At 61.0% G+C, this 13,532-nt stretch carries 7 protein-coding genes; 1 reads left to right on the plus strand and 6 read right to left on the minus strand.

Going from position 1 to position 13,532, the window contains the following annotated elements; translation table 11 throughout:
- Positions 1-22: 22 nt before the first annotated feature.
- From FW764_RS23225 to tpx, 6 genes are all read right to left on the minus strand, one after another.
- Positions 23-2,119, minus strand: coding sequence for a putative bifunctional diguanylate cyclase/phosphodiesterase (locus FW764_RS23225; protein ID WP_446435907.1), 2,097 nt, complete (start codon positions 2,117-2,119; stop codon positions 23-25).
- 239 nt (positions 2,120-2,358) lie between these two features.
- Complete coding sequence (locus FW764_RS23230) at positions 2,359-3,834, minus strand: efflux transporter outer membrane subunit (RefSeq protein ID WP_446435908.1); 1,476 nt, start codon at positions 3,832-3,834, stop codon at positions 2,359-2,361.
- Positions 3,831-6,938 (minus strand): efflux RND transporter permease subunit, encoded by a 3,108-nt coding sequence (locus FW764_RS23235; RefSeq protein ID WP_446435909.1) that lies wholly within the window; start codon positions 6,936-6,938, stop codon positions 3,831-3,833. Before FW764_RS23235 ends, FW764_RS23230 begins: the two co-directional genes overlap by 4 nt.
- Positions 6,935-10,036 carry an MdtB/MuxB family multidrug efflux RND transporter permease subunit gene (locus FW764_RS23240; protein WP_446435910.1) on the minus strand — a complete coding sequence of 1,034 codons (3,102 nt, stop codon included), beginning with the start codon at positions 10,034-10,036 and terminating at the stop codon, positions 6,935-6,937. The genes FW764_RS23235 and FW764_RS23240 overlap by 4 nt, the downstream gene beginning before the upstream one ends.
- Complete coding sequence (locus tag FW764_RS23245) at positions 10,033-11,337, minus strand: MdtA/MuxA family multidrug efflux RND transporter periplasmic adaptor subunit (RefSeq protein WP_446435911.1); 1,305 nt, start codon at positions 11,335-11,337, stop codon at positions 10,033-10,035. The genes FW764_RS23240 and FW764_RS23245 overlap by 4 nt, the downstream gene beginning before the upstream one ends.
- A gap of 230 nt (positions 11,338-11,567) precedes the next feature.
- Positions 11,568-12,068, minus strand: coding sequence for a thiol peroxidase (tpx, locus tag FW764_RS23250; protein ID WP_446435912.1), 501 nt, complete (start codon positions 12,066-12,068; stop codon positions 11,568-11,570).
- Positions 12,069-12,239: 171 nt separating this feature from the next.
- On the opposite strand from tpx, the gene FW764_RS23255 reads away from it, so the two are divergent.
- On the plus strand, positions 12,240-13,529 hold the full coding sequence (locus FW764_RS23255; protein WP_446435913.1) for a glycosyltransferase: 1,290 nt from the start codon (positions 12,240-12,242) through the stop codon (positions 13,527-13,529).
- The last annotated feature ends 3 nt before the right edge of the window (positions 13,530-13,532 follow it).

Raw genomic sequence — 13,532 nt, forward strand, 5'->3', positions numbered from 1 at the left:
GGGTTGGAGCCAAGAATACCCGTCACTCACGGCTTTTGTCAGGCGCGACAGCGGCTTCGGCACGTTGGATGTCGGCCATGAAACCGTCGGCCGGCAGCGGATGCCCCAACAGGTAGCCTTGCAGGGAGTTGCAGCCCAAGCGGGTCAGGAAGCTTTGCTGCACATCGGTCTCCACGCCTTCGGCGACGATTCGCAGCCCAAGGGCCTGGCCGAGGGCAACGATAGCCGAGACAATCGCGGCGTCGTCGCTGTCGTGTTCCAGATCGCGGACAAAACCGCGGTCAATTTTCAACTCGTTAGCCGGCAGACGTTTGAGGTACATCAGGCTGGAATAACCGGTGCCGAAGTCATCGATGGACAGGTCCACGCCCATGTCCGACAGCTGCTGTAACACTGCCATACTCGCATCGGCATCGCTCATCGCGGTAGTTTCGGTGATTTCCAGGGTCAGACTGTTGGCCGGTAACTGATGATACTCGAGGACAGCCGCGACACTGTTGACCAACCCGGCATGGCAGAACTGCAGGGCCGACAGATTCACCGCAATGCGCCAGTCTTCATAGCCCTGCGTGTACCACACACGCATCTGGCGACAGGCTTCGTTCAGCACCCATTCACCGATGGGAATGATCAACCCGGTCTTTTCCGCCAGCTCGATAAACGCGGCCGGCAACAATAAACCCTGCTGCGGATGCTCCCAGCGCAGTAGCGCTTCGGCACCGATCGGCCGACCGCTGGCCGCATCAAACTTGGGCTGGTAATACAGGCGTAATTGCTCGTGTTCAAGGGCATTGCGCAGGTCCTGCAACAACTGCAGTTGTTTGCGCGCATTGGTGTTCATCGACACATCAAAGAAACTGTAGCCGTTCTTGCCCATGCCCTTGGCGTGATACATCGCGGCGTCGGCATTCATCAACAGTTCCTGGGGGGTGCTGCCATTGCCGGGGAACAGCGCAATGCCAATGCTGGCGGAAATTTTCAGCTCATGCTCAGCAACCTTGAACGCACGATTGATCAAGCCGACCTGGCGTTCGGCCAGGCCCATGGCATCGTCCGGCTGTGTTAATTGCACCAGCAACACAAATTCGTCACCGCCGATCCGCGCCAAGGTGTCCTGGCTACGCAGGTCCTCGCGCAGACGCTGGCCCACTTCGCGCAGCAATTGGTCGCCCATGTGATGACCGAAAGCGTCGTTAACCGGCTTGAACCCATCCAGGTCGATAAACATCAGGGCAAAGCAGCCGCCCTGTTCGTTCACGGCTTGGATGGCTTGTTGAATACGGTCGGCGAGTAACGTGCGATTGGGCAGGCCGGTGAGCATGTCATGCAGGGCCAGGTGAGTCAGTTCCTGGTTGGCCAGGGTCAGGGAGTCCGCGAGCACGCCGGTGCGCGCTTCCAGCCGGGCATCGAGCAGCGAGGTCAGCAACGCGATGGTCAACACCGCCAGCGTGGTGACCAACACCAAGTTGTCCAAGCCCTTACCGCTCACGCCCGACAGCGCAGCACCACAGAAACTGTTGTCATCAAACTGCGCGGCGGCCATGCCGGTGTAATGCATGCCGACAATTGCAATGCCCATCACCACCGCTGCCCCACCGCGCGCCAAGCGCACGTAAGGGGTGTTGCGACGCAGGTTGAAAGCGATCCACAGGGCAGCGCCGGAGGCTACCACTGCGATCAACAACGAGGCGCCGAACAGGGTTGGATCGTAGTCGATCCCTGGGGTCATACGCATGGCGGCCATGCCGGTGTAGTGCATGCTGCTGATGCCCGTCCCCATGATCAGCGCGCCAAACGCCAGTTGCCACGCGGGCAGGCGTGGTTGGCTGACCAGCCATAGCGCAAAGCCGCTGGATAACACCGCGATCAGTAGCGACAACGCAGTGATGCCCAGGTCAAAGCCGAGCGCAAATGGCAGGCGCAAGGCCAACATGCCGATAAAGTGCATGGACCAGATGCCTACGCCCATCGCCAATGCACCGCCCGTCATCCATACATAAACCGCGCGCCCCTTGGCGGTCGCGATGCGGCCGGCGAGGTCTAACGCGGTGTAGGACGCCAGGATCGCGACGAACAGGGAGATCACGACCAGGGAGGGGGAATAACTACCAATCAGCATGCGGCTTCTCAAGACTGACGGGCGTGGAACGCCCGTGCCAGGTGGCAAAGCAGGCGATTGTAGCGAGAATAATTATTGGACAGTTGATTAATTATCAAGGGGCCATTAGTGGCGCTTTGACGTCAATTTGCTGGCTTGGGAATGGTGAGGTGGGGGGGTGGATTCGTGTACATATCCGTTGTTTGGGTAAGAGCGGAACCCTACGGATACCGTTACCTAAATAACGGATATGTACTCAGTCACTCCTTGCCAGCAACCGCCGTCTGCCCATCCCACCCACCCCCCAAGGCAGCAATCAACTGCACACTGGCCACCAACCGCGTTTGCAGCAACGTCAGCACGGTCCGCTCATTACTAAGCGCCGTCGCCTGCACCGTCACCACATCCAGATAAGCAATCAACCCAGCCTTATACTGGTTCTCGGTCAACCGCAGCGACTCGCGCGCTGCATCCAAGGCCTCATTACTCACCACCGCCTCGTCTTCCAGCACCTTGAGCTGCACCATGTAGTTTTCCACTTCACGGAACCCATCCAGCACCGTCTGGCGATACTTGGCCACTGTCTCGTCATACGACGCCACGGTCCGATCAACCTCCGCCGACCGCTGCCCACCGTCGAACAGCGTCATCGCCAACTTCGGCCCAACCGACCAGAAGCGATTGGGCAAACTGATCCAATCGGCATAGGTGCTGCTGGAATACCCGCCCGCCAGGCTCAAGGTCAAGTCAGGATAATAGGCCGCCTTGGCCACCCCGATATTCGCGTTCGCAGCGATCACCGAACGCTCAGCCGAAGCAATATCCGGACGCCGTTCCAGCAGTTGCGACGGCAGGCTCACCGGAATCTGCGGCAAGGCCGGGATGTCCTTGCTCACCGCCAGGTTGAAGTTGGCCGGCGCCTCGCCGATCAACACCGCAATGGCGTTCTCTAACTGAGCCCGCTGCCAGATCAAATCAATCAGGCTCGCCTGGGTAGTCTTGAGCTGGGTTTGCGCCTGGGCAATCGCATCCTTGCCGGACACACCCGCGCGGTACTGGTTTTCCGTCATTTTGAGCGAGCGCTGGTAAGTGTCCAACGTGGCTTGCAACAAACGCGTCTGTTCATCCATGACACGCAATTGCAGATAGTCCTGCACCAACTCCGATTGCTGGCTCAAGCGCATCGCTGCCAGGTCCGCCGAACTGGCCTCGGCGGTGGCTTCATTGGCTTCCAAGCCACGGCGCAGTTTGCCCCACACATCTGCCTCCCAGCTCACGCCCAGTTGCGCGTTTAGGGTGTCGCGGATGCCGCTGCTGGAACTGCTGAGGCTCGCGTTACTGCTGCCGGTGCCTTGGCTGGCACGGGTCTTCCCGGCGCTCAAGTCCACCGTCGGGAAGAACGCGCCGCGCGCGCTGCGCACTTGGGCCTGGGCCTGGCGAAAACGTGCTTCGGCCTGGGCCACGGTCTGGTTGGCGTTGTTCAGGCGCGTCACCAAGTCATTCAGCTGACGGTCGCCATACAGCTCCCACCAGGCGCCACGCGCCAGGGCGTCACTCGGCGTCGCCTGGCGCCAGCCCTGGGCCTCCTTGAATTGCACCGGTTCGATCACCTCCGGGCGCTTGTAATCGGGGCCGATGGCACAGGCGCTGAGCAACGCCCCGCACAGCACCAGGCTGGCGACGCGGGAACCACGGGGCATGCTCATGGCCAATTTGGCATTCGTTGAATCGGTCATAGCGCAGTGTCCAAGGCAGCATCGGTACGCACACCGCGCCAGGCGTTGAAACGGTGGCGCGCGCGGTCGAGATAGAGGTAAACCACCGGAGTGGTGTAAAGGGTCAGGATCTGGCTGAACACCAGGCCGCCGATAATGGTCAGGCCCAGCGGCTGGCGCATTTCAGCGCCGTCGCCGGAGCCGAGCAGCAATGGCAAGGCGCCGAGAATCGCGGCGAGGGTGGTCATCAGGATCGGCCGCAGCCGCAACAGGCAGGCACTGCGAATTGATTCCAACGGGCTCATGCCGTCGTGACGCTCCAGTTGCAGGGCCAGGTCGATCATCAGGATCGCGTTCTTCTTCACCACGCCGATCAGCAGGAACAACCCCAGCAGCGAGATCAGGCTGAACTCGCCGCCCAGCAAGTAGATCGAGAGCAACGCGCCGACACCGGCCGACGGCAAGGTCGAGAGGATGGTCAGCGGGTGAATATAGCTTTCATACAAGATACCCAGCACCAGGTACACCGCCACCAGCGCGCCGAGGATCATGAACGGCTGGCCTTTCTGGGTAGCCGCGAACGCGTCGGCGGTGCCGGCCATCTTGGCGATCACATCTTCGGGCAAGCCCACCTTGGCAATCGCCCGCTCGATGGCGGCCGTGCCCTGCTCCACCGTCACCCCAGGCGCCATGTCGAAGGCAATGTCTTCCGAGGCGAACTGGCCTTCATGGCTTACGCGGTCATCGGCCAGGCTGTTTTCGTAATGGGCAATGGTCGACAGCGGCACCCGGGCGCCGGTGGACGTGATCACCTGCATCTGGTTCAGGGTGATCGGGTCTTGGGCATATTTGGGGTTGACCTCCATCACCACCTGGTACTGGTTGAGGCTGTCATAGATGGTGGAAATCTGCCGCTGGCTGTAGGCGTTGTTCAACACTGCCGTGACCATGTTCATGTCGATGCCCAGGCGCTTGGCCTGGTCGCGGTCGACCACCAGCGTCACCTGCGCCGCCCCACGGCCCTCGCGGGCGTCGATGGCGGTCAACTCCGGCAGCTCACGCATGGCCGCGACCACTTTCGGGTACCACAGGCGCAATGCGGCCAAGTCGCCGCTTTGCAGGATGTAGGAGTATTGCGCGCTGGTCTGGTCGCGACTGCCGCCAAATTGCAGGTCTTGGTCGGCCATCAGAAACAGGCGCCCACCCGGCACCCGCGGAACTTCTTTACGCAGGCGCTCGATCACCGCCTGGGCGGAGAGCTTGCGCTCAGCGATCGGCTTTAGGCGCACCAGCATCACCGCGTTGTTGGTGCCGCTGTTGCCGCCGATAAAGCCGGCCACGCTGAGCACCGCCGGGTCTTTGAGGACCGCCTTGCGGAAGATCTCCATCTTGGGCTGCATCACACTGAAAGACAGCCCGTCGTCGCCGCGCACAAAACCGATCAACTGGCCGGTGTCCTGCTGCGGCATAAAGGTTTTCGGCACCACCACGTACAGCGCGATGTTCACGCCCACAGTGAGCAACAAGCTGAGCAGGGTCAGGCGCCGGTGGCGCAGCACCCAGTCCAGGCTGGTGGCATATGCCGCAACCATGCGCTCGTTGATCCTGTGGCTCCAGCGCTGCAAACCGGTCATCTGGCCTTTGACGTGTGGCTTGAGCCAACGTGCACAGAGCATCGGGGTCAAGGTCAGCGAGACGATCAGCGAAACGATGATCGCCGCCGACAAGGTGATCGAAAACTCACGGAACAGGTTTGCGACGATGCCGCCCATAAATAGGATGGACAGGAACACCGCCACCAGCGACACGTTCATCGACAGCAAGGTAAAGCCGACTTCCTGCGCGCCCAGGTACGCGGCCTTCATCGGCGGCACGCCGTCGTCGATATGCCGGGAAATGTTCTCCAGCACCACGATGGCATCGTCCACCACCAAACCGGTGGCCAGGATCAATGCCATCAGCGAGAAGTTGTTCAACGAGAAACCGAACAGGTACATCACCGCAAAGGTGCCCACCAACGACACCGGCACCGCCAGGGTCGGGATCAACGAGGCACGGAAGTTACCCAGGAACAGGTACACCACCAGCACCACCAGGGCCACGGCAATCAGCAAGGTCATCTCGGCTTCATGCAAGGTGGCGGTGATCACCGGCGAGCGGTCCATGGCCAGGTTGAGCTTGACGCTGGACGGCAGCACCGCCTGCAACGCCGGCAACTGCGCCTTGATCTGTCGGACCGTCTCGATGATGTTGGCGCCGGACTGGCGGTTGATCACCAGCAACACCGCCGAATCATTGTTGAAAAAACCGCTGTTGTAGCGGTCTTCCACACCGTCGCTGATCTTCGCCACATCGCCCAGGCGCAAGGCCGCGCCGTTCTGGTAGCGAATCAGCAGCGGTTCGTAATCCTTGGCCTTTTCCAGTTGGTCGTTGGCCTGAATCTGCCAGTTACGCTCGCCGTCTTCCAGCGAACCCTTGGGCCGGCGTTGGTTAGCGTTGGCGATGGTGTTGCGCACATCGTCCAGGGCCACGCCGTACTGGTCGAGGGCCTTGGGTTCCAGCTCGATACGCACCGCCGGCAACGAGCTGCCACCGATCTGCACTTCGCCCACACCCGGCACCTGCGACAGGCTTTGCGAGAGAATCGTCGAAGCCAGGTCATACAGCTGGCCCTTTTGCAGCACATCGGAGGTCAGCGAAAGCACCATGATCGGTGCTTGGGACGGGTTGATCTTTTTGTAGGTCGGCATGCTGCGCATACCGCTGGGCAATAAGTTACGCGAGGCGTTGATCGCCGCCTGCACTTCCCGCGCGGCGCCGTTGATATCTCGGTCGGAGTCAAACGCGAGGATCACTCGCGTTGAGCCCTGGCTCGACGAACTGCTCATGGTGGTGATGCCAGCAATCGCGCCGAATGAGCGTTCCAACGGCGTGGCCACGGTGGACGCCATGACTTCGGGGCTGGCGCCGGGCAAGCTGGCCGAGACCACGATCACCGGAAAGTCGATCTGCGGCAACGGCGACACTGGCAGCAAGTTGAAGCTGACGCCGCCCAGCAACATGATCGCCAGGCTCAGCAGCATGGTCGCTACCGGCCGGCGAATAAACGGTCCGGACAGGTTCATGACTCAACCGGCTCCAGGCTTTGCGGCTCTTTACGCCAGCGACGGCCCAGGCGATCAAAGTACAGGTAGATCACCGGCGTGGTGAACAGGGTCAAGACCTGGCTCACCAGCAAGCCGCCGACCATCACCAGGCCCAGCGGCTGGCGCAACTCGGCGCCGGAACCGGTGGCCAACATCAACGGCACCGCACCAAACAACGCCGCCAGGGTGGTCATCAGAATCGGCCGGAAACGCAACAGCGCTGCCTGATAGATCGCGGTTTGCGGGTCCAGGCCATGATTGCGTTCGGCGTCGAGGGCGAAGTCGATCATCATGATCGCGTTCTTTTTCACGATGCCGATCAGCAAGATGATGCCGATGATCGCGATCATGCCCAGGTCATTGCCGCTGAGCAGCAACGCCAGCAAGGCCCCCACGGCAGCGGATGGCAACGTCGAAAGGATGGTGATCGGGTGGATATAGCTCTCATAGAGCACGCCGAGCACGATGTACATGGTCACCACTGCCGCCAGGATCAACAGCAAGGTGCTCGACAGCGACGCCTCGAAGGCCTGCGCCGCGCCCTGGAATTGGGTCTGCACGCCGATCGGCATGCCGATGTCTTTCTGGGTCTGGTTGATCAGCTCCACACCTTTACCGAGCGCGACGCCGGGGGCCAGGTTGAACGACATCATCACCGCAGGGAACTGGCCGATATGCGAGATCGCCAACTGCGCCTGGCGCTGCTCCACGTGGGCCAGGCTCGATAGCCGTACTTGGCCGCCGTCGGTGGTTTTCACGTGGATCTGGTTCAGCGCCGCTGGGCCAAGGGTTTCACCGGACTGCGCCTGCAGCACCACGCGGTATTGGCTGGCCTGGGTGTAAATGGTGGAAATCTGCCGCTGGCCGAAGGCATCGTACAGCGCGTCGGTGATGGTCGATACACTCACACCCAGGCGGGAGGCGGCATCGCGGTCGATCACCAGGTACACCTGCAGGCCTTTGTCCTGCAGGTCGCTGGCGACGTCGGTGAGTTCCGGCAATTGGCTGAGGGCGTGTACCAGCTTGTCACTCCACAGCGCCAAGAGCTCGGCGTCGGGCGAGGACATGCTGAATTGGTACTGGGTGCGGCTGACGCGGTCTTCGATGGTCAGGTCTTGCACCGGCTGCATGAACAGACGAATACCCACCAGTTTGTCGATTTGCGGCTGCAACCGTGTGATCACCTGCGCCGCGCTGAGGTCACGCTGGCCGTGGGCCTTGAGGTTGATCAACAAGCGCCCACTGTTGAGCGTGGCGTTGTCGCCATCCACGCCGATATAGGACGACAGGCTTTCAACCGCAGGGTCAGCCAGGATGACCTTGGCCAACTCTTGTTGGCGCTGGCTCATGGCGGCAAACGAAATCGACTGCGGCGCCTCGGAGATCCCCTGGATCACCCCGGTGTCTTGCACCGGGAAAAAGCCTTTGGGTACCACCAGATAAAGCACCACGGTCAGGCCCAGGGTGGCGATGGCCACCAGCAGAGTCAGCGGCTGATGCTTGAGTACCCACTGCAACAGGCTTGCATAACGCGCGATCAACCAGTCGATCCAGGCGCCGCTGGCTTTGTAGAAACGGCTCTGGTCTTCTTCCTTGGGTTCACGCTTGAGCAGGCGCGCGCACATCATCGGCGTCAGGGTCAGCGAGACCACCAGGGAAATCAGGATTGCCACCGCCAGGGTAATGGCGAATTCGCGGAATAACCGCCCGACCACGTCAGCCATGAACAGCAGCGGGATCAACACCGCAATCAACGACAGCGTCAGGGAAATCAAGGTGAAGCCGATCTGCTTGGCGCCCTTGAGCGCAGCATTGAGCGGCGTCTCGCCCTCTTCGATGTGACGCGAGATGTTCTCCAGCATCACGATGGCATCGTCCACCACAAAGCCAGTGGCGATGGTCAGCGCCATCAGCGTCAGGTTGTTGATGGAGAAACCCGCCAGGTACATCACGCCGAAGGTGCCGATCAGCGACAGCGGTACGGCAATCGACGGAATGATCGTGGCGCTGAAGCGGCGCAGGAACAGGAACGTCACCATCACCACCAGGGCAATGGCGATCAGCAATTCGTGTTGCACATCGGTGACCGACGCGCGGATGGTCTGGGTACGGTCGGTGAGCACCGTCACATCCAGGCCGGCCGGCAGGTTGTCGGTGATGCTCGGCAGCAACGCCTTGATGCGATCGACGACCTCAATCACGTTGGCGCCCGGCTGGCGCTGGACATTCAACAGCACAGCCTGGTTCTCGTTGGCCCAGGCGGCGAGGCGCTCGTTTTCGGCGCCGTCAACGATCTGCGCCACATCTTTAAGGCGTAACGGCGCGCCGTTGTTGTAGGCCAGGATCAATTCGGCATATTGCTGGGGCGAGACCAACTGGTCGTTGGCGTCGAGCATCGACACCCGCGTGGGGCCGTCGAAGTTGCCCTTGGGCTGGTTGACGTTGGAGGCGGCGATCAGGCTGCGCACGTCCGACAGGTTCAAGCCATTGGCGGCCAGGGCCTCGGGGTTGACCTTGATCCGCACGGCCTGGCGCTGGCCACCGGCGATGCTGACCATGCCGACGCCACTGATCTGGGCGATTTTTTGCGCCATGCGCGTATCGACCAAATCGTTGAGCTTGGGCAGCAGCATGGTCTTGGACGTGATCGCCAGGGTCAACACTGGGGTGTCCGCCGGGTTGACCTTGTTGTACACCGGCGGCGCCGGTAAATCCTTGGGCAGCAGGTTGGTCGCGGCGTTGATCGCGGCCTGCACCTGTTGCTCGGCGACATCCATATTGATGTCGAGGTTGAAACGCAACGTGAGCACCGACGCACCGCCGGAGCTGGTCGACGCCATCTGAGTCAGCCCAGGCATTTGCCCGAACTGGCGCTCAAGCGGCGCGGTTACCGCGCTGGTCATTACATCCGGGCTGGCGCCGGGGTACAGGGTCATTACCCGGATCGTCGGGTAATCCACCTGGGGCAACGCCGAAACCGGCAGCAAGCGATACGAAATGATACCGGCCAGGACAATCGCCAGCATGCTCAGCGTGGTGGCAACCGGGCGAAGGATAAACAGGCGTGACAGGTTCATGAACCGACCTTTTGCGCCTTGCCGGCGTCAGCGCCGGTCTCCCCTTTCGCCGCGGGTTTGCCTTGCAGGTGCTCAGTCGGCGTGGTCGGCACTTCACTGCTGTCGTTGACCACTTCGATTTCGCTGCCGTCCTTCAAGCGGTCAGTGCCTTCCATGACGACGCGGTCACCTGCGACCAACCCTTCCTTGATCACGGTGTTGTCGCCATCGGTATCGCCGACTACCAAGGGCTGGACCTTGACCTTCTTGTCGCCGTCGAGCTTGTAGACGAAGGTGCCGTTGTTGCCGAACTGGATCGCAGCGGACGGTGCCAGCACCACGTTATGCAAGGTATCAGCGAGCAGGTGCACGTTAACGAACTGGTTGGGGAACAGCGCCTGGTCATTGTTATCGAAGCGACCCTTGAATTTCAGGGTGCCGGTGGTCACGTCGATCTGGTTATCCAGGCTCTGCAGCACGCCAACGGCCTGTTTTTTCGTGTCGCCACGGTCCCAGACCTCCACCGGCAGCTTGTTGCCGGCGCGGTAACGGGCGAGCACGGTGTCCAGGGTATTTTCCGGCAGGGTGAACACCACGCTGATCGGCTGGGTCTGGGTGATTACCGCGAGGAAGGTGGTGTCGTTGGCGGCCACCAGATTGCCCACATCGACCTGACGCAAGCCTACCCGGCCGCTGATCGGCGCACGGATCTTGGTGAACTCGAGGTTGAGCTTGGCATCGTCCACCGCACCCTGATTGGTCTTGACCGTGCCTTGGTATTGCAGGACAAGTGCTTCTGCGGTGTCCAGGGTCTGTTTGGCGATGCTGTCCTGGGCATACAGGTCGCGGTAACGCTGCACGTCGACCTGGGCGTTTTTCAGTTGGGCCTGGTTCTGCATCAGGGTGCCCTGGGCCTGGAGCAAGGCGTTCTGGTAGCTGCGTGGGTCGATTTGGGCCAACAGGTCGCCCGCCTTGACCCTCTGCCCTTCTTCAAAGGCAATCTTCACCAGCTCACCGCCCACCCGGCTGCGTACATTAATAGTGTTGAGCGCAGTGACCGTGCCCAGAGCCTTGTAGTACACCGGGAAATCCCCCAGCACCGCCGGTGCCACACGCACCGGCACCGGGCCGGTGGAACCGCCGAAGCCGGGGCGCGCCATCCCCGTCTTGCCGGTGTGCCCGGCCGGTTCCTGGGCGGCACCATCCTTATGGCTGGCGGGCCAGAACTTCCAGCATAGGCCGATGATAACCAGCAGCACGAGCAGGCCGAACAGCCAGCGACGGGAGTTGCGGGAGGAGGATTGCATGGAGTGATCAACCATTGGGCGCGAGAGCTTCTTCTTTAGGAGGCTGAAAGATAAGCACTGGGGCGCATTAAGAAAAGCGCCTTTACCGGCTATTTACCTTGAACTTACAACGTTTAACTTCTGGCCTTAGTCCAGTCGCTATTTAGCTAAGCCGCTGACATTAAATGAAAACGGCCTGGACTAGGCCAGGCCGCAATCATCTATCAAACGTGTGACTGCCAAAAGACAGTCATGCGCTGAAACAGTTACTTCAAAACAGCCAGGGCCGCTTCGTAGTTTGGCTCTTGGCCGATTTCGCTGACCAGTTCGCTGTGCAGCACGTTGTTGTTCTCGTCCAGTACCACCACGGCACGGGCGGTCAGGGCTTTCAGTGGGCCATCAACGATAGACACACCGTAGTCGACCGCGAAGCCTGGGTCGCGAAAATCCGACAGGCTCAGCACGTTGTCCAGACCCTCAGTGCCGCAGAAACGTTTCTGGGCAAACGGTAGGTCGGAGGAGATGCACAGCACGACCGTGTTGCTCACATCGTTGGCCTGGGCGTTGAACTTGCGCACCGAAGTCGCGCAGGTCGGGGTGTCAACGCTTGGGAAGATGTTCAACACTTTGCGCTTGCCGGCGAAAGTGTTCAGGGTCGCTTCCGACAGTTCCACGGTGGTCAGGGCGAAATCTGGAGCGGTGGAACCGGTTTGAGGCAATTCGCCTTCAACCTGGACAGGGGTACCACGGAGGGTGACTTGAGCCATGAACGGAATCCTTATGCTGGTTTTGATAAAACGAATTCGAGAGGCGGAAGTTAACCACAAACAGCCGTAGCTACCTATCATCCGGCGTAAATTGTCATGCCTGCGCCCGTTTAGCGGCGGCTATGGTTTAATTGCGCGCTTTTCGCCCACCCTGCAAGGAAACCGTTGTTGATGAATCAGCCCGCCACCACAGTCCTGGTCATTGGTTATGTCTGGCCGGAACCCCGTTCCTCGGCTGCTGGCGGGCACATGATGCAAATACTTGAGACTTTTCTTACACAAGGTTGGGACGTTACCTTCGCCAGCCCCGCGGCGGTCGGCGAGCACAAGGCCGACTTGCCAGCATTGGGCATCCACGAATGCGCCATCGCGCTGAATAACAGCAGTTTCGATGACTTTATCCGCGAACTGGCCCCGGATATCGTGCTGTTCGACCGCTTCATGATGGAAGAGCAATTCGGTTGGCGCGTGGAAAAGCACTGCCCCGACGCCCTGCGCGTGTTGGAGACCTGCGACCTGCAAAGCCTGCGCGACGCCCGCCAGCAACGCCTCAAGGACCACCTCAAGGCGCATCCTCACGACGATGACTTCAGCCCGTTGTTCGCCCCTGCGCTGCTGGAAGAGTTTCAACGGATGGCCGATACCGATGTGGCCAAGCGCGAGATCGCGGCGATTTTGCGCTGCGACATCAGCCTGATGATCTCCGACGTCGAAGCCCGCCTGCTCACCGAGCAGTTCAAGGTGCCGGTCGCCCTGCTCCACTGGTGCCCGCTGATGCTGGAGCCGCCGACGGAGACCTTCACACCGTTCGAAGACCGCGCGCACTTCCTCAGCATCGGCAATTTCCGTCACGCGCCCAACTGGGATGCGGTGCTGTGGATGAAGAACAGCCTCTGGCCGTTGATTCGCCAGCAGTTACCGGGCGCTCAACTGCATATCTACGGCTCCTACACACCACCCAAGGCCACCGCCCTGCACAACCCCGCCCAGGGTTTCCACGTGATGAACTGGGCCGAGGACGCATTGGTGGTGATGAGCGCCGCGCGTATCTGCCTGGCGCCGCTGCGTTTTGGCGCCGGCATCAAGGGCAAGCTGGCCGACGCCATGCTGTGCGGCACGCCGAATATCACCACGCCGATTGGCGCCGAAGGCATGGGCGATGAGCAACCATGGCCGGGTGCGATCGAGCACAGCGCACAGGCCCTGGCCGCAGCCGCCGTGGCGCTGTATCAAGACCGTGAACGCTGGACCCAGGCCCAGGAAGATGGCCGCCGGTTATTAGCCCGTCGCTACGACCTGGCCATCCACGGCCCGGCGCTGGTGCAATGCCTGGAGCAGTGCCGCAGCAATCTCTCGGCCCATCGCCGGGACAACTTCACCGGCAGCATGCTGCGCCACCATGCGCATAAAAGTACCCAGTACATGTCGCAGTGGATCGAGGCAAAAAACCGCAGCCTGTAAAGG

The sequence above is a fragment of the Pseudomonas sp. 1152_12 genome (assembly GCF_052850675.1).